General features: G+C 47.8%; 21 protein-coding genes. 8 read left to right on the top strand and 13 right to left on the bottom strand.

The genetic code is table 11. From position 1 onward, the window contains the following. Positions 1-64: 64 nt before the first annotated feature. On the bottom strand, positions 65-1,270 hold the full coding sequence (gene nhaA / locus JMX98_RS01425; protein WP_192994893.1) for a Na+/H+ antiporter NhaA: 1,206 nt from the start codon (positions 1,268-1,270) through the stop codon (positions 65-67). A 499-nt stretch (positions 1,271-1,769) separates the two neighbouring features. On the opposite strand from nhaA, the gene JMX98_RS01420 reads away from it, so the two are divergent. Then, a complete protein-coding gene (locus JMX98_RS01420; protein WP_201583963.1) occupies positions 1,770-2,525 on the top strand; it encodes a TSUP family transporter in 756 nt (251 codons plus the stop codon). 119 nt (positions 2,526-2,644) lie between these two features. Here the strand turns inward: JMX98_RS01420 and JMX98_RS01415 are convergent, their stop codons facing one another. From JMX98_RS01415 to radC, 3 genes are all read right to left on the bottom strand, one after another. Then, a complete protein-coding gene (locus JMX98_RS01415) occupies positions 2,645-3,838 on the bottom strand; it encodes a dicarboxylate/amino acid:cation symporter (RefSeq protein ID WP_265089344.1) in 1,194 nt (397 codons plus the stop codon). A gap of 596 nt (positions 3,839-4,434) precedes the next feature. Next, positions 4,435-7,479: an acyl-CoA dehydrogenase gene (locus tag JMX98_RS01410; protein WP_227679931.1), complete on the bottom strand. Its 3,045-nt coding sequence runs from the start codon at positions 7,477-7,479 to the stop codon at positions 4,435-4,437. A 324-nt stretch (positions 7,480-7,803) separates the two neighbouring features. Further along, positions 7,804-8,487, bottom strand: a complete 684-nt coding sequence (gene radC, locus JMX98_RS01405; protein WP_105244142.1) for a RadC family protein — start codon at positions 8,485-8,487, stop codon at positions 7,804-7,806. A 141-nt stretch (positions 8,488-8,628) separates the two neighbouring features. Between radC and coaBC the strand changes: the two genes are divergently transcribed. Together coaBC and JMX98_RS01395 are read left to right on the top strand one after the other, a co-directional pair. Next, a complete protein-coding gene (gene coaBC, locus JMX98_RS01400; RefSeq protein WP_201583962.1) occupies positions 8,629-10,020 on the top strand; it encodes a bifunctional phosphopantothenoylcysteine decarboxylase/phosphopantothenate--cysteine ligase CoaBC in 1,392 nt (463 codons plus the stop codon). 42 nt (positions 10,021-10,062) lie between these two features. After that, a complete protein-coding gene (locus JMX98_RS01395; RefSeq protein ID WP_201583960.1) occupies positions 10,063-10,845 on the top strand; it encodes a sulfite exporter TauE/SafE family protein in 783 nt (260 codons plus the stop codon). A 155-nt stretch (positions 10,846-11,000) separates the two neighbouring features. Here the strand turns inward: JMX98_RS01395 and JMX98_RS01390 are convergent, their stop codons facing one another. The 4 genes from JMX98_RS01390 to JMX98_RS01375 form a co-directional block, all read right to left on the bottom strand. Further along, positions 11,001-11,207: a DUF2905 domain-containing protein gene (locus JMX98_RS01390; RefSeq protein ID WP_075100375.1), complete on the bottom strand. Its 207-nt coding sequence runs from the start codon at positions 11,205-11,207 to the stop codon at positions 11,001-11,003. A 56-nt stretch (positions 11,208-11,263) separates the two neighbouring features. Next, positions 11,264-12,181: a histone deacetylase gene (locus tag JMX98_RS01385; protein ID WP_201583958.1), complete on the bottom strand. Its 918-nt coding sequence runs from the start codon at positions 12,179-12,181 to the stop codon at positions 11,264-11,266. Between the two features lie 118 nt (positions 12,182-12,299). Next, the gene (locus JMX98_RS01380; RefSeq protein WP_201583956.1) at positions 12,300-13,112 is read right to left on the bottom strand and encodes a YbjN domain-containing protein; all 813 of its coding nucleotides are present in this window, start codon (positions 13,110-13,112) and stop codon (positions 12,300-12,302) included. A gap of 142 nt (positions 13,113-13,254) precedes the next feature. Beyond that, positions 13,255-14,370: a hypothetical protein gene (locus tag JMX98_RS01375; protein WP_227679929.1), complete on the bottom strand. Its 1,116-nt coding sequence runs from the start codon at positions 14,368-14,370 to the stop codon at positions 13,255-13,257. Between the two features lie 211 nt (positions 14,371-14,581). Between JMX98_RS01375 and ccmA the strand changes: the two genes are divergently transcribed. The 5 genes from ccmA to ccmE all read left to right on the top strand — a co-directional run bounded on the left by ccmA (position 14,582) and on the right by ccmE (position 18,093). Further along, on the top strand, positions 14,582-15,211 hold the full coding sequence (ccmA, locus tag JMX98_RS01370) for a heme ABC exporter ATP-binding protein CcmA (protein ID WP_201583950.1): 630 nt from the start codon (positions 14,582-14,584) through the stop codon (positions 15,209-15,211). 60 nt (positions 15,212-15,271) lie between these two features. Further along, positions 15,272-15,985: a heme exporter protein CcmB gene (locus JMX98_RS01365; protein ID WP_413786499.1), complete on the top strand. Its 714-nt coding sequence runs from the start codon at positions 15,272-15,274 to the stop codon at positions 15,983-15,985. Between the two features lie 197 nt (positions 15,986-16,182). Further along, positions 16,183-16,971 carry a heme ABC transporter permease CcmC gene (gene ccmC / locus JMX98_RS01360; protein ID WP_201583948.1) on the top strand — a complete coding sequence of 263 codons (789 nt, stop codon included), beginning with the start codon at positions 16,183-16,185 and terminating at the stop codon, positions 16,969-16,971. 16 nt (positions 16,972-16,987) lie between these two features. Further along, on the top strand, positions 16,988-17,200 hold the full coding sequence (gene ccmD, locus JMX98_RS01355; protein WP_201583937.1) for a heme exporter protein CcmD: 213 nt from the start codon (positions 16,988-16,990) through the stop codon (positions 17,198-17,200). Positions 17,201-17,592: 392 nt separating this feature from the next. Next, on the top strand, positions 17,593-18,093 hold the full coding sequence (gene ccmE, locus JMX98_RS01350) for a cytochrome c maturation protein CcmE (RefSeq protein WP_075100381.1): 501 nt from the start codon (positions 17,593-17,595) through the stop codon (positions 18,091-18,093). A gap of 256 nt (positions 18,094-18,349) precedes the next feature. On the opposite strand, the gene JMX98_RS01345 is transcribed toward ccmE, so the two are convergent. The 5 genes from JMX98_RS01345 to JMX98_RS01325 all read right to left on the bottom strand — a co-directional run bounded on the left by JMX98_RS01345 (position 18,350) and on the right by JMX98_RS01325 (position 24,836). Next, positions 18,350-19,198, bottom strand: a complete 849-nt coding sequence (locus JMX98_RS01345) for an aldo/keto reductase (protein ID WP_201583934.1) — start codon at positions 19,196-19,198, stop codon at positions 18,350-18,352. A gap of 467 nt (positions 19,199-19,665) precedes the next feature. After that, on the bottom strand, positions 19,666-20,625 hold the full coding sequence (locus tag JMX98_RS01340; RefSeq protein WP_201583932.1) for a MetQ/NlpA family ABC transporter substrate-binding protein: 960 nt from the start codon (positions 20,623-20,625) through the stop codon (positions 19,666-19,668). A gap of 168 nt (positions 20,626-20,793) precedes the next feature. Continuing rightward, a complete protein-coding gene (locus JMX98_RS01335) occupies positions 20,794-21,480 on the bottom strand; it encodes a methionine ABC transporter permease (RefSeq protein WP_201583930.1) in 687 nt (228 codons plus the stop codon). Between the two features lie 18 nt (positions 21,481-21,498). Then, positions 21,499-22,269: a methionine ABC transporter ATP-binding protein gene (locus tag JMX98_RS01330; RefSeq protein ID WP_201583928.1), complete on the bottom strand. Its 771-nt coding sequence runs from the start codon at positions 22,267-22,269 to the stop codon at positions 21,499-21,501. A gap of 281 nt (positions 22,270-22,550) precedes the next feature. Continuing rightward, positions 22,551-24,836: a sensor histidine kinase gene (locus tag JMX98_RS01325; RefSeq protein WP_201583926.1), complete on the bottom strand. Its 2,286-nt coding sequence runs from the start codon at positions 24,834-24,836 to the stop codon at positions 22,551-22,553. Positions 24,837-24,914 lie beyond the last annotated feature (78 nt).

Here is a 24,914-nt window from a genome sequence, read left to right as displayed (position 1 = left end):
GAAAACGGTGAGCTATGTGTTGGCTAAATAACCGCAAAATAGCTCGCCTTTTTCTGATGAGGGATTATGGCTGAGGCCGCGTCAAATCGACTGAGGTGCCGCTGACGTTGTCTTTTAGGCTAACTTTTAGCATGAGGTAACCTGCAACCCCAGAGACGATAGAGCCCATGATGATGCCTAGACGCTCATCAAATAACGTGGTGTCGCCTGCAAAAGCAAGGCCACCGATAAATAAGCTCATGGTAAAACCCACACCGCAAAGCAACGCAGCACCATAAATTTGTTTATAATTCATGCCCTTTGGCATGGTTGAGATACCGAGCTTGAAGATCAACCAGCACATCGCCATGACACCCAATTGCTTACCGATAAATAGACCGGCGGCAATCCCCAGCGGCACAGAATGAAACAGCTCTGCAAACCCTGCGCCTTTGAGCGAGATACCTGAGTTGGCAAAAGCAAATAGAGGCAAGATACCAAAAGCCACGGTGTTGTGTAGGTCGTGCTCTAGCTCTTCGACAGGGGAGTGCTCAGGGTCAGTGCGATCAAACATAGGAATAAACAACGCCAACACCACGCCCGCTAATGTCGCATGGATACCCGACTTGAGGACGGCTATCCACATGATAACGCCGATGAGTAGGTAGGGAGTGATACTGGTCACGTTGCGACGGTTTAGCAAATACAAAAATGGCAAGCATAGCCCTGCAAAGGCCAATGACTCAAGGGATAGTTCGCTGGTATAAAACAAGGCAATGATCAAAATCGCGCCGATATCATCAAAAATAGCAATCGATACCAAAAATACTTTGAGAGAGTTTGGGACGCGATTGCCAAGTAGGCTTAAGATGCCGAGGGCAAAAGCGATATCTGTGGCGGCAGGAATGGCCCAACCTTTCCAAAACTCAGGCTCGCTATAGTTAAAGATCAGATAGACTACAGCGGGCATGATCATCCCGCCGATGGCCGCGCCCGCTGGCAAAATGATTTGTTTTACATTGGACAGCTCACCGATGAGCACTTCGCGCTTGAGCTCAAGACCGACCAAAAAAAAGAAAATCGCCATCAGGCCGTCATTGATCCAATGATGGGCGTCTTTGGCAATCGCAAAATCACCGATTTGAATGGCAACAGGGGCATGGATAAAGCCTTCATACCATGTGCTTAGAGGGGAGTTGGCAATGATCATTGCAGCAATGGCAGCCAGTGCTAACACAATGCCGCCTGCTGCCTCAAATTCAAAAAATGCCTTAATCCTTCGTATTGCCATATTACCCTCATTTCCTAAATACAAATTACTAAAAACGAATTGCCAAACAATTCAATAACCTCAAATATCGATGCGGCCGCTTAGCGCGCCATACAAACAGACAGCAACAGTTTCTCATACTCTGATTCATATAGACAACAAAATACGTCAACCCAAAGTCATAAGCACGTCTTGCTATATCCACAATAGCGATATTATAACGATGATAACACTGGTAAATATAGTGATAAGTCGTTACTGACTACCCAGCGCGCGTCACTATCTTTAGCCCATCTAGATGACTATCGATTGAATCGAGGGCAGGCCTTAGACAAATCTAGCAGACTTTTTTACGTTTTTGGCTTTTTTTTACGTTTTTATCTTTATAATGAGCGTCACTCTACAGTGCCACTTATGGGTATAAATGCGTCAGCAGGTCAGTGTATCCGCTGATAGGTAACGGTACAGGCAGCCTCAATATCGAGGCTGATTTTTCTTATCAATTTTGCAGGTCAGCGTCATGGACTTATCCCTCTCTATCGAGATCATCTTAATGCTTACGGCGGTGGCCGCAATAGCCGGTTTTATCGATGCCATCGCAGGCGGCGGTGGACTACTCACCATACCAGCCATGCTACTTGCCAATATCCCGCCAGTGCTCACGCTTGGTACCAACAAGCTACAAGCCGCCTCGGGTGCGCTAGCGGCCTCGATTACGATGATAAAAAAAGGCGTCATCAACCCTAAAAATATAAAGGTGGCGATTGTCGGGGCTTTTATTGGCTCAGTCATCGGTACCATCGCTGTACAGATGTCGCCGCCGGATCTACTCGAAAAGCTGATTCCGTTTTTGATTGCCGCTATTGGGATTTATACTTTGTTTGCGCCCAAGCTTGGCGAGGTGGAAGCGGCGCCGCGTATCTCAGAGGGTAAGTGGCAAAAAATTGTGGCGCCATTGATTGGGTTTTATGATGGCTATATCGGGCCAGGGACGGGCATGTTTTTTGCGCTGGGTAATGTGGCGCTACGTGGTCGGCAGATCATCGAGGCAACAGGCGCGGCTAAGGTTTTGAACTTATCGACCAATATTGGCTCGCTGATTTTTTTTATTTTGGGCGGTAATGTGTTGTGGACAGTCGGTCTGGCAATGATGGTCGGACAAACGATAGGAGCGTATTTTGGCTCGCATATGGTGGTCAAAGGGGGGAGTAAGCTGATTCGTCCTGTCATCGTGCTGGTCTGCCTTGCCATGATTACCAAGTATGTGATTGGCTAACGCAAGCTGTGATTTATTGAGTATCGATACAGCCTGTTTATAGGTAGTGTAGCCATAAAAAAACCTCAGTTCAAAGTGAACTAAGGTTTTTATAAATGAATAAATAAACGCTTTATCGATTAGCGGCGACGATCAATATCATCGTACTCACTACCCATGATGCCATCACTAAACACTTGAGAGAACTCACGCTCATTGTCTTCATCGATGTGACCATCAAAGACGTCTTTGGTGCCCGCCTCAGGATCGTTGTAGATAGCGACGTCCATTTTTTCTTCAGATTTTGCCACGATTGCTGTCACTGCTGCATCGCCGCCGACATTGACCGCCGTACGCAGCATATCGAGGATACGATCCACACCCAAGATCAGACCAATACCTTCGATAGGCAGGCCGACTTGAGCAAACACCATAGACAGCATGATCAAGCCCACACCAGGGACGCCTGCGGTACCGATAGAGGCCAGCACCGACATCAAGATAACCGTTAGATACTCGGTCAAACCCAAATCAATACCATAAATATTGGCAATAAAGATGGTCGCCGTACCTTGCATGATGGCCGTACCATCCATGTTGATGGTCGCCCCAAAAGGCACGGTAAACGAGGCTACTGAGTTGTTGACACCCATACGCTTGGTGATGGTACGCAGCGTGATCGGAATGGTGGCGTTCGAGCTTGAGGTACTAAAAGCAAAAATCTGTACTTCGCGCATTTTCGCCAAAAACGTCTTAATAGACAGACCAGAAAACAGCTTTAGCACGATCATCATAGTGATAAAAAAGTGGAAAGCCAGTGAGCCAATCAGTACCGCAACATAACCGAGCAAAGACCAAATCAGATCTAAACCCAGCTCCGCCATGGCTTTGGTCAATAGCGCAAAAACCCCATAAGGCGCAAGATTCATAATGATGGTCACCATCTTTAAGATGACTTCATTAATCAGCTCCAAGCTTTGTACCAACCCTTTGGCAGGTTTGCCGACCATCAAAATACTGATACCGATCAAGATAGCAAAGAAGATAATCGACAGCATGTCGCCATTTGCCATCGCACTGATGGGGTTTGACGGAACGATATTTGCAAAAACATCGAGTAGAGGTGGCGCAGACTTGGCTTCAAATGCCGCTTCTGTCTCAACCTCCATGCCTTTACCGATACCAAATAAAAACCCAAGCCCGATAGCAGTTGCAATGGCAAGCGCGGTCGTCATCATATAGATTAGGAAAGTCTTGGTACCTATGCGTCCAAGCAAGCGAATATCACCAATACCGCACACCCCGCAAATCAGCGAGATAAGTACCAAAGGCACTACTAAACCAATGCGTTTATGATTGTCATCCTTACGCCTGATGGTGTTGCATCTGCAAAATTTTGTCTGTCATTTCATGTCAGGCTATTCGACAATATAAAATAATTGTTAAGGTTACTGCAAGATTTTTTTATCACTTAAATAATAATCTATAACTGATTAAAGGCGGTTTAAGCTTTTTTGTCAAAAAATTGGCTGAGATAATCACTTAGCAAAAAACAGATCCGATGCTATAAATCGGCAAAAGCACCATAATCATTAGGCTAACGTCGCTAAAATATCGACATTTAAGCCAGCACCAACGCGTTTTTGTTAAATGTCATCATCAAAAGGGTGCGATGACCAAAAACGCTCGGACAAAAAAAAGACTGCCTAACCGCGGCAGTCTTTTGTAAAAATGACAGATAATATATCAATGGTTAAGTCTCAGGCCACTGGTAAGAATTACCTTACTATAAGACATAAGTCTATCAAGATGAGAGGCTAGGCGTATTCTTAATTCTATCCATAGCTCTCTAAATGAGGTCACGCGCTAATAAGCAACCGTGCTTTAAAACAGTGCTTTCTAAAGAAGCACTTTCTAAATAGTTCATCGCTTAGTTTTTGCTTTCCTCGTGGCGATGTTTGTCTTGCCATGGCTCACTATCGCCCAGCTCGTCTAAGTGCTCGTCGATAGACTGCGTTTTTTGCGCCCTGTCTTTTTGATTGACGTCGTCGTAATTGATGTCATCAGTATTGGCATGGTCAGTATCTATCTGGTCGGCATTGTCCGTTAGCTGGGTGCCATGCAGTTGAGCGCTGTCTGTCTCAGCGCGCTCTGAGGCTGTGCTACGATGATTGTTGCTCATACGCTCATTGAGGTGCGAGGCGGCGTCACGGTGACGTGCATCCAAGGCCTCAATCTCAGGATGAGAGTCATCAAAGTCAGTCTGAGCTTGTGCTTCTTTTTGAGAGTCCTGCTCTGCGACCATTTCTACTTCACCATCAGGCTCATAACCATGGTTGGGGTTATCATCGCCTGTTGGCTCATCTGCTGCGCCCGCTGCTATGCTATTGGCTGCTGTGTCAGCGACTGTGTCGGTAGCAGACTCATCATAAGGCGCGGCGTCACTCTGAGCTTGCGCCGCACGTTTGCGCTCAGCATAATCAGTCAACTGATTGACCGCATTTTCGAGCGTATGAGGGTTAAAGCGTGGCTGCGCTTGTGATAGATGCTTGTCAAAGACATCGGTCAATAGTGAATCAAAACGTATGGCATTGTATTGAATAAGCACTTCGGCTTCTTCTTCGGTGATATCTTCGTTTTGGCTGGCATAGACCACATGGTCTTCAAAGCTCAGACCGGCAAAGCTGTCTTTGTGCTCTGCCTTTTTAAATTTTTGCCACAGCGGCTCGATACCCAATAAGGTCTGATAGGCGTTTTCCATACGGCCCGTCACATCGTCCTCGTCGGTATTGTAATAGACCATGGTCTTGAGGTAATCGCGAAAAGGATTGGCCTCAAAGTCGTCCATAAAGGCATCGCCGAGCTGACGTTTTAGCTCGTCGCTTGGCGGCGTAAAGATGCGGCCACTGGGGAAAGTCACAAATCCAACCAACGCTGCGGCAAAGCGATTTGGGAAGTTTTCAAAAAATGACTCAAACGCTTCTTGGATGGTGAACAGGCTATTTTGTAAAGCGACTTCGGCATGCAAACGCTCCGCTTCAGACTTGCTGCCATGCTCATAAAACTGCAAGATGGCCGTCGCGATAAATAAATGACTATGAATATCAGCCAGACGCCCAGAGAGCATCTCTTTACGCTTTAGATCACCTGCGAGCAGCCCCAACGCCATATCGGCAGTCAAGGCAAAGCTGGCGCTCAAACGGTTGATGTGCTTATAGTAAGGGCGGGTAAAGCGATCGGCAAAGCTTGGCACATGATTGCTGCCGCCGACATAGCCTGCGACAAAGGCTTTTGCCCCGCGGTTAAAGGTATAACCCAAATGCTTAAAGAATAAAGTATCAAACTCGCGGATAGCGTGATGTTTGTTCTCGCTTTGTAGCAGTTGTAGCTCATCAAACAGATAAGGATGGCAGCGCATCGCTCCTTGACCAAATATCATCAGTGAGCGCGTCAAGATATTGGCACCCTCAACGGTGATAGAGACAGGGATTGCCTGATAAGGCGTCGCCAAAAAGTTGCGTGGCCCCATCTGTACCGCACGGCCACCGACCACATCCATACCGTCATTGACCACTTCACGCATGGTTTCGGTGGCGTAGTATTTTGCCATGGCCGTCATGACCGATGGTGTGCCCCCCTGGTTGAGGCCACAGGTGACGAGATGACGAAACGCCTCTAACATATAGGTATGACTGGCCATACGGCTGGTGGCGTCTTGTACTCCTTCAAACTTACCGACAGAGATTTTGAACTGCTCGCGGACTTTGGCAAAGGCACCGACAGACAGATAAGCCATCTCACTGGCCGACGTGGACAGAGCAGGCAAAGAGATGCCGCGGCCGACGCCCAAGCATTCCATCAGCATACGCCAGCCGCGCCCCGCGTTTTCGACGCCGCCGATGATATAATCCAGCGGAATAAAGACATCCTTGCCATCGACCGTACCATTCATAAAGGGCGAGCCAATAGGATTGTGACGAGGCCCGACGACCACGCCCTCGTGATCGGCGGGAATCAGCGCACAAGTGATGCCGTAGTCGGTCTTTTTAGCATCCCCAAGCAAGCCTTCTGGATCGTGCATCTTAAAGGCTAAGCCCACGACTGTCGCGATAGGAGCCAGAGTAATCCAGCGTTTTGAGAAATTCATCCGTAGGCCGAGCACGTGCTCGCCTTCATGCCTGCCATAACACACCACACCAGTATCCGGTATCGCGCCTGCGTCAGAGCCTGCTTCAGGCCCTGTCAAACCAAAACAAGGCACTTCATCACCGCTTGCCAGTCCCGGTAGCCAGCGCTGTTTTTGCTCATCGGTACCATAATGCATGAGCAGCTCGCCTGGGCCGAGTGAGTTTGGCACCATGCAGCTCACTGCTGCTGTCGGCGAGCGTGAGGCGATTTTGCTCATCACCCGACTTTGGGCATAAGAGCTAAACGCTCGGCCACCAAATTCTTTTGGAATAATCAAACCCAAAAAGCCATTGTCTTTGATAAATCGCCAGGCTTCAGCCGAAAGCTCTTTATCCTCATGCTGAATTTTCCATTCATCAAGCATGGCGCACAGCGTCTCTACTTCGTTATCGATGAAGCTTTGCTCTTCATCTGACAGCTCTGGATAAGGATATGTGGCAAAAGTGTCCCAATTAGGCGCACCCATAAACAGCTCTTTTTCCCACCAGCTGGTGCCAGCATCCAGCGCTTCTCGCTCAGTATCGCTCATGCTGGGCATCGCACCGCCCAGCGTCTTATAGACCGGCTTGGTGATAAGGGACTGCCGCAGCGGCGAGATAAGCAGTATCAAGCACAACACCGCGACTGGAATACCCAAAACAAGCGACCACGGGCTGATAACAGCAGTGATGATAACGGTGGCAAGGGCGACGATACTGCCTGTGACACGTGATAAGGACATCAAAAAGATGGCCAAGACCATGGCTAATTGAATGAATATTGCCAAAATAAATAAGCCAATTGCCATGACTGTCTCCTTTATAACGCCAAACAATAGCGTAAAAATGTGTGAATGCAGGTCAGATACATATAGTTATGGTTTTTCTGACGTGGGTTTTTAAGTGTTATTTATGGCCGTGTGTCAAAATACTGAGAGTCAAATCTCTACGAAAGACACAGTTAGCCATCAATATGAAACAGTTGTCGATGACTATCAATAGCGAAAGTGCTACGCTGTGTCGAAAATATGTATCATAAGACGCTAGGTATGGTGATTATGGGATGACTATCGATATTTTTATCACTGACTTTATTATCAATAATTTGATTACCGTCTGTATTACGGGCGCCTTTAAGAAAAAGGCGCAAAGCCGTTTTCGGCATAAGACAACGTGTTGTTGCGCCCCACGATGATATGATCCACCAATGACAAGTCGATTAGGTCGCAGGCTTTTTTTAGCTCATAGGTAAGCACATTGTCGGCAGTCGATGGGGTCGCATCGGTGTGCGGATGATTGTGGGCGATGATAAGCTGATTGGCTGCATGACTCAGCGCATGGCGTAGGACGTGTTTGATACAGACAGAGCAAGAGGAGATACCACCTGTAAACAGTATCTCAAAATTCAATAAATTGAGTGCGTTGTCCAAGCACAGTACAGCAAAGACCTCGCGGTGCTCGCCGCGTAGCTGGGTGCTGATATAGTCTTTGACCACTTGCGAGCGTCCAAGCGCTTGCCCTGTTTTTAGCTGACTGTCCAAGTAGCGTGTCCCCATCTCAAGCGAGGCCAGTATCTGGGCGTACTTGGCAGGGCCGATGCCATGGCAGGCGAGGACGGTGTCTTGCGGGGCGGCCAACAGCTCAGCGAGGCTACCGAATTGGTCGATAAGATGCCGCGCCAGCTCGATTGCCGACTGTGACTGAGTACCCGTACGTAAAAATATCGCCAAAATCTCAGCGTCAGACAAGCTTGCTGCCCCGTTTTTGAGTAGTCTCTCACGCGGTCGGTCGTCTTCGTGCCAGTCCTTGATTGCCATTATTATTTCCTAAAAGTGCTATTTTGATAAACACGCCCGTATCGATAAATGGGCGAAATACGTAAATTTTTACCCAATTTATCTCATAATTGTTACTATAAGCGCAATTTATCTTTCCACTTTTTTATTGATGCCATGCTTATGTCCAATATCGTGCTCGCTATCACCGGCGGTATCGCCGCTTATAAATCCGCTATTTTTGCTCGCTTGCTTGTCAAAGCAGGCTTTGATGTGCGCGTCATTATGACGACAGGCGCACAAGCATTTATCACGCCTCTGACATTGCAAGCGTTGACGGGTAACGAGGTGCATGTCTCATTACTCGATGAGCAGGCAGAAGCGGGGATGGGGCACATTGAGCTGGCTAAATGGGCGGACTTAATTATCATTGCCCCTGCGTCCGCCAATACGCTCGCACGTCTGGCTATGGGAATGGCTGATGATTTGCTCACCACAGTCTGTCTGGCGACGAGCGCGCCGGTGCTGGTTGCGCCAGCGATGAATCAGCAGATGTGGGCGCATCCTGCGGTAAATCTGAATGTACAAACCCTGCGTGATATGAACTATCAGATTATCCAGCCAGCTAGCGGTGAGCAAGCGTGTGGTGACGTGGGTGCAGGGCGGCTGCCTGAGCCTGAGCAATTATTAGATGAGGTGCTCTTGTTCAAAGCAATGAACACGACGCCGCAATTATTAGCAGGCAAAAGAGTGGTCATTACCGCAGGACCTACAGTAGAAGCAATCGATCCTGTGCGCTATTTGTCCAATCATTCTTCAGGAAAAATGGGCTTTGCTTTAGCGCGCGCTTGTGTGGCGGCTGGCGCAGAGGTGATCCTAATCGCTGGTGGTAAAGTGGCATTGCCCACGCCACTTAATGTCACACGAATTGATGTGCTGTCTGCCAAAGATATGCTGATCGCTGCCCAGCAATGTGTGGATGGTACGCATGCGACATTACAGTATATGCCCGAAGAGGAGCATGAACACCATTCTGAGCATTCTCATGACCATTCGCACGAACCTCACGATGACTGTGGCTGCGGTGAGACGCATGAGCACGAAGGTGGTCACACTCATATGCACGACCATGTCACTGATGACGAGCCTAGAGTCGCTGATATCTTTATCGCCACTGCGGCTGTCGCTGACTATCGTACCCGAGACGCGGCGCCGCAAAAAATCAAAAAAACCCAAGAGTCGATGACACTAGACTTGGTAAAAACCCCTGATATCTTAGCGACTATCTCGCTTGCGCATCCTGAGCTGTTTGTCGTGGGTTTTGCAGCAGAAACACAGGATGTCGAGCGTTATGCGCGTGGTAAGCTAGCTGCAAAAGCGCTAGATATGATTGCCTGTAACGATGTCTCACGGGCAGATATTGGTTTTGCTAGTGACGATAATGCCATGCAGGTATTTTTCTCTGAGCGCTATGAGCGTGATGCGATAACGTTAGACAAAACCAGCAAAGACAAGATCGCTGAGCAGTTAGCCAGTATTATTGGTGAAACAATCGCTCAACGTCAAAACAGCTAGTGGTATAAATATAGGCGCTGAGCCTCAAATGGTATAAACAATATGACCAATATAGCTGGTAACGATAGCACTCAGATGCTAGTGCTGACGCTCATTTTTGCGCTAGCATCACTGCTGCATGGTATTAGCGGGCTGGGCGTCACCTTGGTCACCACCACTGCGCTTGCGAGCATGTACCCGCTGCCATACGCCATTGTACTGATTATTTTTCCGTCATTACTGCTCAACGCGCTGACCTGGCTGGCGGGCGGTGGCCGTAGTATTTGGCAAAACTTTATCTATTATGGCAGACGCTACTGGCTGCTGGCGTTGACCAGTCTACTTGGCAGTATTTTGGGGGCAAAGCTACTACTTTGGGTCGATAGCGCGTACATCTTAGTATTGCTGGCGGCGGTCATTGGCTATTATGTGGTCAGTAGCTTACTCGGTAAGCAAATCCGCCTGCCTGATACCAAGCCAGTACTGATTATCGTTGGTTTTAGTGCAGGCGTTATTGGTGGTGCGACCAACGCGATGTCGACCATCCTGATGATGTATTTGCTCTCTGCCAGCAATGATAAAAACACCATCGCCAAAGTCGGCAATATGTGTTATTTTTTGGGTAAAATCGCTCAAATCATCGTATTGCGTGAGCCAATCATGGCGCTTGGCGGTGGTGAGTGGCAGCTGATTGCCTTACTCAGTGTGATATCTATTGTTACGCTTTTAGTCGGAATTCGTCTACGTCGTTATTTGCCACAAGCGCGTTTTCGTCAGCTTATTTTATTGATTCTAGTCGTGCTGGGTATACGCGTGGGCTGGCAGGGGGTGATGGCGTTTTTGTAGTATAGTCAGTAATAAACAGAATCAAACCATCAACTATTACGGGCTACTGGTATAAATCTTGCTTGCGTGCTGCTATCGTTCGATGCGGCACAAACAACCTCCCAGTAGCACTGACTCGGTTTAAAGTAAGTTGACTATAGGGAGTGTTTTTCAGGTTAACGATTGAATAAATTTAACACGATGGTCGCGATAACACTAATCACTATCATAGTGACCACTGGAAAATAAACCCGTGTATTGCCTGAGGTGTGCTTAATATCGCCTGGCAGATTACCTATCCAAGAAAACGCGCTGGGAAACAGCAGCCAAATAACCCCGATAATGACCAGTACAGCCCCTATAATAATCAATATCTTTGCCATATAACCCTCGCTAATCTTATTTTACTCTTTTGTCTCCACCATACATGCGCTGAACCTTAACCAGATATTTCACCAAAATACAGCTGCTGGGCGATGCGAAAGGTATTGCAGTGCGCCTCGACCACATCTTCAATATTTTCAGAATAACCCCCACCCATGACAATAGCGACTGGAATATTAGCGGCTTTTGCTTGCTCAAGCACATATTCATCGCGCGCTTTGCAGCCTGCTTGCGTTAAGCCAAGTTTACCCAGTTTATCGGTCGCCAGCACATCGACCGCCGACTGATAAAAAATCATATCTGGTGCAACCTCGCTGATCAAACGCGGCAAGGTGTCTTTTAATATCTGTAAATATTCTGCATCACCCGTATCGTTCGCCAGCTCAATATCAAGATCAGAGACTTCTTTACGAAATGGATAGTTTTTGGCGCCGTGCATACTAAAGACAAAAACACGCGGCTCATCCGCCATAATGCTGGCATTACCATTGCCTTGATGGACATCCAAATCCACGATTAAAATCTTTTGCGCCTGCCCGCGACTTAATAATAAATTGCTGGCGATACACACATCGTTAAACACGCAAAACCCCTCGCCATGATCGGCAAATGCATGATGGGTGCCGCCCGCGACATTCATCGCCACACCGTATTGCTGGGCATATAATGCACATTCATAAGTGGCGTGCGCGATATGACGACCCCGATCCACTAACGCTTCGGTCATCTCAAAACCGATAGGTCGCGCTTCTTTGCGCGGCAATGTCTGGGTTTTAAGCTTATGCCAGTAGTCCGCTGTATGCGTGGTTAAGATTTCTTCTTCTGTCAGACGTTTTGGCGCAAAAAAGTTATCATGGGTGATGGTACCTTCTTCAAGCAAGCGCTCAGGAATCATTATGTACTTTTGCATAGGGAAGCGGTGCTTGTCAGGCACGCTATAACGAAACACGTCAGAATAGGCGATTTTTAGCATAGTGTTAAAGCATGTCTTTTTTGAAAAGTGTTTTAAGGATAGATAAGTTTAAACGCTTTGAAAATAAGGGGTTGGTGAGGAATTGTAAAAGCTGCGGATAGCCATCAGAATCAGTGGATTACTGGACATACTGAGTTGGCAAAAAGAAGGTGCGCGAATCTGCTTGTTGACGCAGCTCTGTCAGTAACGTTTGCATGTCTTCGGCAGGATATTGCTGATTGATCAAATCATAAAACAGCTCATGGGCGACTGTGGTCATGGCGATGACGCTTTGTAAGACATGTTCGATGATATCGTCATTGATACCGACGGCTTCGACATCGATAGCATATTTATAGCGTATCTCGCCATCGTTGATATCCATCTCTAGATTGCCAATCAGCATGTCATAGTTGATTTGGGTAATCAATAGCATCGCGGCACTTTGGTGACTCTCTGGAATCAAAAAAGGCAATATGCCATATACGGCCAGCAGTTTGTTTTCTGCTGGCACGCGAAACAAATAGCCACAGCTTAGCTGCTTATGTTGCATCTTTAGCGACAAATGATGCGACTGCCGCTGATCACCTTTGCTTGGGCGATAGTAGACATAGTGCCATTGTTTTTCCTCAAAGTATTGTTTTAAGCACTCGACAATATCGATATGAGTGTCGGTAGGATCGGGCGACTGATGAGCGCTATCTGACGTAGGTTGAGGAGGCGCGGTGCCGACAGGCTTGCTGTCATTATCAGAGGCGTCTATATGGCTGTTTGAATTGCTGTCTAGACGGCTGGCAGATCTGTCGCTAGATAACGGCCTGCCATTGAGCTCATCATCGATCGTGGTTTGCCGCAAGTCGTCATTATCGTCATCGACGACAGCAGGCGGCGCGGCCTCTGTCAGCAGCCGCTTGAGTCGTTGCCATAAGCTGAGTTTGTTACGTTGACTCATAAGATTGCCATGATCGATAGAGAAGTAAGGGCGTTACAGTAAAGGCAATATAGTAAAGATAATACCGTAAAGACAATAATATCACTTTGCCGATGACCATACTGTTTGCTACGCTGCCCCTATCAACTACCGCGCTGGGTGATTAGCGGGGCTCATCGCCGTGCCCCGCAAACGAAGCTTTGATAGCAGGCTGCGCATAAAAAGCTTGTAGCATCTCACGAATATGAGCGGTAAACCATGGACTGTCAAGCGCGTCTTGTATGATCGGTCGTAATGCTGTGCTCAGTGGTGAGACGAGCGAGGTATCGATAGGTAGGCTCGCCGCCACTGCCGCAATGGTGTCTGATTGATGATTGCTGTACCACGTGTCGATGCTGGCTGCTACTAGACTGTGCAGATAGGGCGATAAGCGCAAGCGGTTATAGCTTTGCTGAATGCTGGCTTCGATATGCTCGATACTGTTATTATCGGCCTCGTCATTTAGGTATGTTTGTATCTCGCTGATCGGTAGGTCTTTGATACGTGACCAGCCCATGACCAACAGCCGCGCGACCTCATCGTTAGACAAGTGCGTTTGAGCGTTGGTCTCTGCGCGCTGCGTCAAGTCTTTAATGTTACGGTGCAAATAAGTTTGCAGCTTCTCATCTAGGTTTTTATTGGTGGCTTTTTCAAATGAGCTGCGGCCAAGCTTCATCAGTTTGCCCACGCCACCTGCTTTATCGAGCGTATTTTCCATAAAATCATTGATAGCGTGATAAAGCGTCTGGGTGAGTAGGTCAGCAAAGGTTTCGTTGCCGATGAGCGTATGAATAAGGGCGTTGCGCTGCTCGTCATGACGGCCGATATAGCTGGCAAGGGTCTCGACTTGGGTGTCGTCTATCAGCTCAGACAATGGGACATTGTCATTGATCGGATGGTAGATAACGGTATGCAGGATATCACAGATATCGGTGCGCATGACGTCGCTCATCGGCTGCTGTAATAAGCCGTCATTGATGAGGCGCTTTAAATCATCAGCCTGTAGGTACTGGCATAATGGCTGCTCGCCAAACCACTGACATGCCTGCACGCTCAAGGTATCTGCTTGTGCCCTAAGCCATTGTTGCATAAAGCCAACTTGTGCCTCGATGATACTATCAAGACTGAGAGGTGCGCCAGCGCTAGTGTTTGACTGGCTGTTTGGCTGGACATCTGCTGTTTGCCTCTGAGAGGGGGCAGGGTAGGTTTCTAAACTAGGGTTATCTTGTGAAGTCGGCATAGGTTTTGAGGTCATAGTGATGGACAATTTGTTATACTGTGTGGCTGGGGTAATATCAACCCCAAAAAATACGATTATCAGTGTCAGTCTTATTCATTTAGGAAGCACGGACAAGTTTTTGTGAATGGTAAGCGCATCAACTATTATGTCACGAACGCGGTGTTTTGTTGTGATGAATATTGCTAACGCTTAATAAATAACGAGAAATTTGATGACGGTACTGGATGCACCCTTACTTGCGCTCGCTGAACTGACCGTCCAGCGCGGTGAGGCTCCCCTATGCGAAAAGGTCGCGCTCACACTGTCTGCAGGGGATATCTGCCATCTCATCGGTGCCAATGGTACGGGCAAGACGACACTGCTGATGCAGCTGGCAGGACTACTGCCAGTGCTGACAGGTACCGTGCGCTATCAAGGCGTCGAGAGCTTACCTGTACAGCCGCTATATGTCTCGCATCAGCTGGGTATCCATCCCAATCTGACAGTCGCACAAAACTTGACGTTTTTGCTCAATCTATATGGCATCGCGCCAAGCAGCACTGACATTGATGCTGCTCTGACGTGGGTAGGGTTACAAGGCTTTGAGACCGTAAACTCAAGCCATCTATCCGCTGGGCAGACACGGCGTATTACTCTTGCTAGATTGTATTTATTGACGCCTGCGGTGACACCGTTATGGCTGCTGGATGAGCCGTTTACCGCGCTGGATGTCGATATGGTGGCACGAATGGAGGATAGGCTGTGCGACTTTGCCAGTGCGGGCGGTGCGATATTAATGACCAGTCATCAGGCCGTCGGCGTCGCCAATCAAATGCTCGATTTGTCAGATTATATGGTATAAGGGCGATGAGTCTCAGTAAAAGGATGGATCATGACAGATAGCCCAGTACAGTCTGCACCAATGCAAGCGGCAAAGCCGCGCTCAAATACCTCCGACGGTACGCGCGGTATCAGCTTTGGGCAGCTCTGGCGGCGCGAATGGCAGGTCAAGCAGCAAGGAGCGGTACAGTGGTTATATCCGCTCGTACTGTTTTTAGTGATTATTACCTTGTTTCCGCTGGCCGTCGGTAGTGAGCCTGCGCTATTGCAGCGTTTAGGCGTATCTGCTGTGTGGATTGCCGCGCTCTTGTCATTGGTGATGGGGGTTGATGGGCTGTTTAAGCCCGCGCTCGATAATGGCACGCTGGCGCAGTTGGTGGTTGCCAGAGCATCGCTACCGCTTTGGGTGCTCATCCGCTTAGTCATACACTGGATCTTTAGTAGCGGTATTGTGGCGGTGCTCAGCTTATTGGCAGTGCCGCTATTTCAGCTTAGCTGGTTTGAGGCGTGGATATTACTAGCCTCTATCGTCACTGGCAGTCCGATGCTGCTGATGCTCTCTGCCGTTGCCAGTAGTTTGACACTATCATTAAAAAACGGTGCCGTGCTGGTGCCGCTGATAGCTTTGCCCATGCAGCTACCGGTACTGATTTTTGCCACTGGGGCGGTGGATTTGTTTGCCACAGGTCTCAATGGTTTGCCGATACTAGCGCTGTTATTAGCTGGCAGCATCATCTCTGTGCTGGTGATGCCATGGGTGATTGCTATGACCTTAAAGATGGCGTGGCTCAATTAAAAAAACCTTTATATCAACAGCATGTTGAAAACGGGCAACTTTGCTATAATAGCCAATTAACGATACAAACAAGTCACTTGTAGATTCTATCCAGTGTTTAACGCCGGCAGGTTAGCGGATAGTAGCAATCATGATTTCGTAGCGTCCATGATGCCCTATCTGTCAAACCACTATGCTGTGTAAATAGGTTTATCCTCATGCCCAACCTGAATAATGTCTCATCTCCTAGCCTGTGGCAGCGCATTTGGCAAGGCTTTTTGACCACTGTTGGTACCAAGCAGTTTTTTCGCATTTTTGCGCCTTGGGTCAAGTGGCTTGCCATACTTGCCAGTATTTGCCTTGCGATTGGTAGTGTCTGGGGGTTGGTATTTGCGCCGCCTGACTACTTACAAGGCAACAGCTACCGTATTATATTTATCCACGTACCGGCAGCCAGTCTGGCCATCTCCATCTATTTTGCCCTTGCAGTGTTGGGGGTTATCTTTTTGGTTTGGAAAATCAAGACGGCCAGCTTGGTGGCGCAAGCGCTCGCGCCGCTGGGGTTTTTGCTTTGTGTGATCAGCTTAATCACCGGCTCTATTTGGGCAAAACCCACTTGGGGGACGTATTGGGTCTGGGACGCGCGTTTGACCTCGATGCTGATTTTGGCGTTTTTGTACGCGGGCGTCATGGCGCTGTTTGCCGCCTTTGAGCATACCGCCAACCGCGGCAAAGCGGCAGCTATCTTGTCTATCGTCGGTGCGGTCAACCTGCCGATTATCAAATACTCGGTACAGTGGTGGAACACCTTGCACCAAGGCTCGACTTTTACCTTGACCGCTGCACCAAAAATGTCAGTCGATATGTGGATGCCGCTGCTGCTTATGGTCGTCGGTAGCTATTTACTGGTGGCGACCTTGGCGATTTATCGCACCAATACTTTGATTTTGTACCGCGATCAGGGCAAGGCTTGGGTCAAAGAATATATTCGTGGACAAAACAAATAACGGCTAGGAGATGATGATGCAGCCTTATTTTTATAGCGTGTCTGAGTTTATCGCCATGGGTAAGCATGGCGTGTTTGTCTGGTCGTGTTGGGCGATTACCGTGGGTGTGGTGCTGGCTTTTATTCTTTATAGCCGCAGACAGCGACAAGCGCTGATTAAGCAGCTGACCATCCAGCAAGCGCGGCAAGCACAGCGTACTGCCAACACCTCCAGTCCTACAACCAAGTAGTCAAAAAATCATCTGAATATCATCAATTTAGCCCGTAAGACTTAGGGTGTCTATATCGTCACTATATGGCGATATGAGGGCTTGGGGCTTATTGATTGATGCAAAAAATGCTACTATATAGCCATTAGAAAGTACGATTAGAAAAATATTTAAAAAAGGTTTTTCTAATGGTGGTTTCTTTAATATTTTCTGTTTTATGGGTTTATATTGCATTGGATATGACTGATATGGTCAGTTCAAAGTAAAACCGTTTTAGATTTAAACGCGCTACTGGTATAAATTTTACTTGCGTGTTGTTATCGTTCGATGCTCGCAACATTTATCGCAATAGCACTATGTTATTTTTAGAATGGTTTGACTATAAGACAGTGACTCATCAATGAGGTAGTGGTATGAACGCAGTTCGTCGCAAAAAACTGATGTGGGTGATGTTTACGCTGGCAGGAGCCGCGATAGCCGTGGCGTTGGTCATCTATGCCATTGGGCAGCAGACTGACTACTATTTTGATGCAACGGCCATCGCCCAAGGGGAAGCGCCGCAAAATAAGCGTATCCGTGCAGGAGGTATGGTCGTCGCTGGCAGCGTGCAGCGAGCACCAAATGATCCGCTGAGTGTAGAGTTTGCGATTACCGATTTTGAATCGACGGTGCCTGTGACTTATCAAGGTATCTTGCCAGATTTGTTTGCTGAAAACTCAGGCGTGGTTGCTACAGGTAAAATGCAAGGCGAGACCTTTGTCGCAGGGGAAGTGCTGGCCAAGCACGACGAAAACTACATGCCGCCTGAGGTTGCCAAATCTATGAAAGAAAACAATCGCAATGGATTGACGCCGCCTTCTGAGCAGTACAATCCAGCAGAGCCAATCCATGAGACCCAAACGCTGCAGCAGTAGCGTTCAAAAATAGCCACACTGACCGCAAAAGCGCCGCTAATATTTGATTAGCGGCGCTTTTTTATGTGGGTTTTGATAAAAACATTAGGGCGTGTCCTCATTTTGAAAATGGCGATAAAAATGAGATAAATCGCCGTCAAACAAGGAAAATAGCGCAGATAATATCGAAATATTAGTCAGCTATCTGACACCGTTTGGCCAGATTTAGCTATTTTTGGCCCATTTAGATGGCTATCGATTGAATTGAGGATATGCCCTAGTCATCCCATTCAGGCGTATAGTCAGGATGCTCGATTTTACGGCCATCGCTACGGGCCAAGTTGCCGATTTTTTCTAGCTCATCGGCGCTAAGCTGGACATCGATGGCATCCAAGTTGCCTTGTAGATGGTCGGGATTGGACGTCTTGGGAATGGCCACACGGTTTTTGTCCGATAATATCCAAGCCAGTGATATTTGCGCAGGTGTCACGCCATGCTTATCCGCAATCTCTTTGATGACCTCATTGTCAAACACATCACCGCGCGCCAGTGGCGAATAGGCTTCTAATAAAATATGATGGTTATTCAAAAAAGTCTGCAAGGTATTTTGTTTGATAAACGGATGAAACTCTACTTGGTTGACGACAATAGGCACATCGGCGTGTTTTTTTGCTTCGATGATATGAGCGATATTAAAGTTAGAAACCCCAATATGACGCGTCAGCCTTTGTTTTTGCAGTTCACACAGCGCAGGAATGGTCTCAGACAATGGCACGCGATCATCAGGCCAGTGTAATAGCAGTAGATCGACATAATCGGTATCTAGGTTTTCTAATGAGCGCTTGGCGGCGGCTATCAGCTTTTCTGGCTCAAACTTCATATCATCAGGGAAAATCTTGGTGGTCAAAAAGAACTTATCACGCGCCACGCCTGATTGCTTGATACCTTCTCCGACCTCTTTTTCATTGTCATAAGCTTGCGCAGTATCAATGTGCTCATAGCCCATTTTTAACGCTTGGCTGACGACATCGATACAGTCTTGGCCTGTTGATTGCCAAGTACCTAGCCCTAGCACAGGAATATTGGCTTGGCCTGCGGTACGAATATTATAAGTTTTCTTGCTCATATTATTATCCTTATTATGTGTTGAGTGTGGTTTTATGGCTGTTTATATAAGTGTTCTTTATATAACTGTTCTCTAAACAAGTAAGCACTACATTCAGTGTCACTACTTATCAATGTCACTACTTATCAATGTCACTACTTATCAATGTCACCATCTGAGTGAGAAGCTTTTAAACCAGAATAAATAACAGTCGTATCATAGTGTTGATTGTACAAATTGCCCTAACAGAACAACTCGGCAACCCAGTTACTATAGAAAAAAATAGAATAAAGTAAAAGGTCAGTTGACGCTTTCCTACAAAGGACAAACAGGCTGTAACGTCATTTTTATCATTATTTTTGAGATGAAGACACGCCCTAGAGTCAAGGCGTAAGAAGCGTAGCGGACGGATGAGAGATAAGCAAAAAAAAGCGCCCAATATCGATTGATATTGGGCGCTTTTATAGACGCGGAAGCACGGTTATAAATTACTGCGCCGCTTCGGTCTCTACAGACGCATTTTCAGAGGCTTTGGTTGCGTCGGCGGTGTTTTCACCCCAGATTTTTGGGTATTTGTAGCCCGGGAATGTCTCATGCGCGTACTTTTTGAAGGCTTCTGAGTTATAGGCGTTGGTGACGTCTTCTACCCATTTTTTGCCAGTATCGGCAGACTTGATCGCTGACCAGTTGACATAAGCAAAGCTTGGCTCTTGAAACAGTGCTTCGGTCAATTTGATACCAGAGTCGGTGGCATAGTTACCATTAATCACCGCAAAATCAACTTCATCACGGGCACGTGGCAGCTGTGCGGCTTCTAATTCGACGATATTGATGTCGTATTTGCTGTTATCCGCGATATCAGTCTTTGAGGCTGTCAACGGATCGATATTGTCTTTTAGCGTGATCCAGCCAAGGTCGTCCATCATCACAAGGGCGCGCGCAAAGTTGCTTGGGTCGTTTGGTGCTGAGACACTCATACCTTTGTAGGCTTCATCAAGGCTGTTCTTTTTACCTGAATAAAGACCAAGCGGGGCGGTCGGTACTTGGAATACCTCAACCAAATCTAGATTGTTTTCTTTTTTAAAGGTATCAAGATAAGGCTTATGCTGGAAGATATTGATATCCAAGTCGCCTTCAGCCAGCGCCAAGTTAGGACGCACATAGTCGGTAAATGCGATGAGCTCAACTTCATAACCTTGTTCTTCTAGCGCGCCTTTGACTTGGTTACGTACCATGTCGGCAAAGTCACCTTCAGTGGTACCGATGACGATTTTGCTATGCTCAGGATCGATATCGCTGTCCGCTGTTTGGGCTGTGGTGTTTTCAGTCGCCGTTTCTTTGTTGGCTTCTGGCGCTGATGAGTTGTTACAGCCCACCAATACAAGCCCCGTCATACCAACGGTTGCAAAGGCAGTGGCCAACTGACGGCTGATATCTGTTAATTTCATAAAATTTCCTTATTCGTACATGGGATTGGGTTATGTGAGTCGCGCCTGAGCATTAAAAAAGCAACATTCTACATAGTAATGCTGCTTTTTATGATAAGAGCTAAGAGGATTCATTACTGCCAAAAATAAACCGAGTCGCTGGCAATGTCAAGTATTTGCCAAAGCGGCTTAACGTTTGTCTAGGCGGTTGGCCAGCCAGTTACCAGACGCTTGGATAGCAATGACCATGATGGATAGCATAATCACGATAAAAATCATCACCTCAGTTTGGTAACGATAATAACCATAACGAATGGCCAAATCGCCCAAACCGCCGCCGCCGATCATACCCGCCGCCGCAGAGTATGACAGCAAGCTGATACACAAGATAGTCACTGACAGCACCAGCCCTGAGCGCGCCTCGTTGAGCAAGACTTTGATAATGGTAAAGGGGCGAGCGCCCATTGACTCGGTGGCCTCGATGATACCGCGCGGGACTTCACGCAGGTTTTGCTCGACCAAACGGGCAAAATAAAACGAGCCGGCAATCGCAAGCACCAAAGAGGCGGCAATCGGTCCGATACCTGTACCGACGATGGCTTTGGTAAATGGACTCATCGCAATCATTAAAATCACAAACGGGAAGGCGCGCATAAAGTTGGTGATGCTGCCTAACACAGCATATAGTGTTTTATTTTGCAAAAACTGTCTATCGCTGGATAAGAATAAGAATATTCCAAATAGCCCACCGATCAAAATGGCAACCGTCGTTGAGATACCCAGCATGATAAAGGTATCAATAAACGCAGTCACAATCTCTTTACGCAGCGCAAACAGCTTGTCGATCGAGGCGGATAGTTCCGTACCAGTTAACATATTATTTCTCCTACCTCATTAGTCCTCAACGACTAAGCCTTGGCCAATCGGGGTGGTGGCCTGAATCAGACCATCTCTTACGTCTGCAACCTCAAGCAGCTTGCCTTGGTGTAATAAGGCGGCGCGGTCGCAAAGCCTGCGAATCACACTCATCTCGTGGGTGACGATGACGATGGTCACGCCTAGCTGCTCGTTGATATCATGCAGACAGGTGAGCAAGCTACGAGTTGTCGCAGGATCGAGGGCACTGGTCGGCTCATCGGCCAGTAGCACCTTTGGACTAGGCGCTATCGCGCGGGCGATACCAACGCGCTGCTTTTGGCCGCCTGAGAGCTGCGCTGGATAGTGACCGGCGCGATCAGTCAGATCGACAATCTCCAGGCAGTCCATGACACGCTGATGAATATCACGACGCGGATAGCCTGCGACCATCAGGTTAAAGGCCACGTTGTCAAAGACGGTGCGATTGGACATGAGATTAAACTGTTGAAATATCATACCGATATTGTGGCGTGCTACTCGTAGGTCGCTGGCTGATAAGGTGGTCAAATCAGTGCCATCGATGATGACCTGACCTGAATCTGGACGCTCGAGCATATTGATCAGGCGCAACAAGGTGGATTTACCGGCACCTGAATAGCCCATTAGGCCAAAGATTTCACCTTGCTGGATGGACAGTGACGTCGGCTCGACAGCAGTAAACCAGTGGGGTTTGCCATCTTTGTCTTTGATTGAGCGGTCACTTAAAAAACTTTTGGTCACATCGTTTAAGACAATCATGTCATTCATGGAGGGCTCAAAATTCAATGGTTTTTTTAATGTCACAAACGCCTTGTTTTGCCTCTATCGTCATCTAAGAGGTAAAAAAACAACCGTTCATAACCCTATAATAAGGGGCGCTAATATAGCATATTGTCGGGTACTTTGGATATGCGCATCCGCGACCCGCTTATGATGAATAGTGATTAGGCAGGGAAGGCGAGGAAAAGAGGCAGATAATAAGAGCGGTTTTTGACAAGAAGACGGCACACTTAATAGAGGGGTTTGCGCTAGCAAGATAAGAATACGTCCTAGTCATTTGGATGATAGTGCGGATTATGCTTGACTGGCAGTATGACCAAAAACCTTGTATGGCCATTGATGGTATCAGTGATGATACGGCCCTGATGCGCGGTGACGATTTGTGATACCAGTGATAACCCCAGCCCTGAGCCTTTGTTTTTTTGTTGCAAACGCACAAATGGGCTAAACACTTCTTCGCGCTTTTCTTCAGGGATGCCAGCTCCTTCGTCGATGACGGCCAGTACCGCGTATTTGGGCAGAGGACGTTCAGGCTCTGTTTTGGTTTTTTTGAGATGCTTGGTAAACAAGCCTTCTTTGCGCGGCGCGTCCATAGCCTCCCCGTCAAGCTTCGTCGCGTTTTTGCTACTGGTTTTTTGGTCTTTTGGCTTTTTGCTATCATCGCTAGTGGCTGTACTATCGGCGATGGCGCTTTTTTGGCTGTGGCCATTTTTTAGCGCATTGATACCTTTGCTCATCAGACTGTCTTTGGTTTTTTGTACTGTAATGTCACTATCCGCTGCTGCCGCGTCAAGGAGAGGGGGCTGGTTACTATCAGCCTGCGCCGCGCTCCCAGGTACCGCACGCCAAATGACTTTTTTGATTTTGTCCGCAAACTCAGAGGTAAAGCGCTGATAGTCTGTCATCACAGATAGCGATGCGCGCGCGTCCTTTGGTTTAAGAGCGGTATGGTTATTGGCCGAAGCGAGAGCGTTATCATCCGTCTCCGTTGCAAGCGTGTCATCCGCCCCTACTACAGATGTCTTAATCTGATGCGTCTCGCAGCTTGGTATTGCATCGTGGTTAGGACGGTCAGCAGCGTTGTCGTTTGTCGTGTCGACCGCAGTGTGAGTAGCATCAGTATTATCTGCCTCATTAACGACAGCGGCCTCGTCAACGAGCGTTTCGCCGTTTTTGTAGATAGGCGGTGCAGGCAGGGCCATGACCGTCTCTGTCATGTCTGCTTCAGCCGCGGCGGTATCTGTGAGCGCGGTATCGTTGCCTTGCGCTGATGCCGCCCGCGCATCCTCTCGGGTTGGTGCCGCGGTCTCATCATAGGAGTCAAAGTCTGAGCTATTATAGTCGGCGAAACTACTGCAAATGAGGGTTTGCAGCAGGTAGTCTGGGATGCTATCGGCCTCGTCAATGGTCTGTACGCCATATAGCAGTACGGTCACTGGCGGCACCCCATGTAGCATCGCATTGGTCAATAGATTGCGAATCAAATGGGTTAGCATAGAGGCCTGACCATCGATGACGATGTGCTCGCCGATCAACGTCGCTTCAGGGTAATGTTGGCGCTCTTGATTGATGAGATCGTATAGATCTAGGCGCTCTACTTGCTGCAACGCATGACCTGCATCCAAGCGGCTGACCAGCAAGATGCTTTCTACCAGGTCATTGAGCCCAGACAAATCGCGATTGATGGCTTGGGCGCGTTTATCAAACTTTTCTTTGATATCAGAGGGCAGCGCGGCTGCCAGCATGTCCATCATCTCAATCTGCAAGCGAATACGCGTGATGGGTGTGCGCAGCTCATGAGAGGCGTGCGCCAGCAGTAAGTTATTGGCATCGACCAAATGCTCGATTTTTTGTGCCGCTTGGTTAAACCCGCGCGCCAAGGAAGCAATCTCATCATTACCGCGCGCATTGACTCGCACGGTAAAATCACCATCACCCAGCTGCGTCATCTGCTGGCTCATTTGATTGATACGCCACGTCATGGTGCGAGCAATAATCCACAAAACCCCTGCCATGATAAGCAGCAGCAATAAGGTGCCGGTAAATAGGTTCAATGCCGCAGAAAGGGCTGGTTTTTTGGGCGGTAAACGCGATTCGTACAGCAGCGTATAGCCTGTGCTGCTATATACTTGTGCTTGCTGGGTCGTGGCGGTATCAGAAAAAGAAGGGAAAACGCGTGATAACAAAGATGGGGTAGGCGGCAGCTCTAATGGCAAATCGCTGTGATCGGTTTGCATCAGCAAATGACCATCGCTGTCATACAGACCCATTTTAGCCTGTAAAGACTCATCAAAAATATCAAAGCTTTTTTTGACGACCGCCAGCATAAACCGCGACTGCAAACGGTTGTCTTTGCTAATGGCGATATTTAGCTCATGCAAAAAAGGATCAATTTGCCCTAAGATCTGAGTGGCCAATACCTCTGAGCGAATTCCCGCATCTTTATCATGGACCAGCTGGGTCAACAGCACCATCGCCACTGCAAATAAGATAAGCGCCAGCATCACACTGGCAAATAGCTTGGCAAATAAAGAGCGAAAACCCAAGTGCTGCATTAAACCATCTCTATTATCAGACGTTTATAACGATTCAAAACGGCTACCATACAGTCTGCCGTTTATAGCGTGCTGCCG

Source organism: Psychrobacter sp. HII-4 (genome assembly GCF_904846595.1).
GTDB classification, from domain to species: domain Bacteria; phylum Pseudomonadota; class Gammaproteobacteria; order Pseudomonadales; family Moraxellaceae; genus Psychrobacter; species Psychrobacter celer.
Note: the sequence above shows the minus strand (reverse complement) of the source record. Positions and strands in the feature narration are given on the sequence as shown.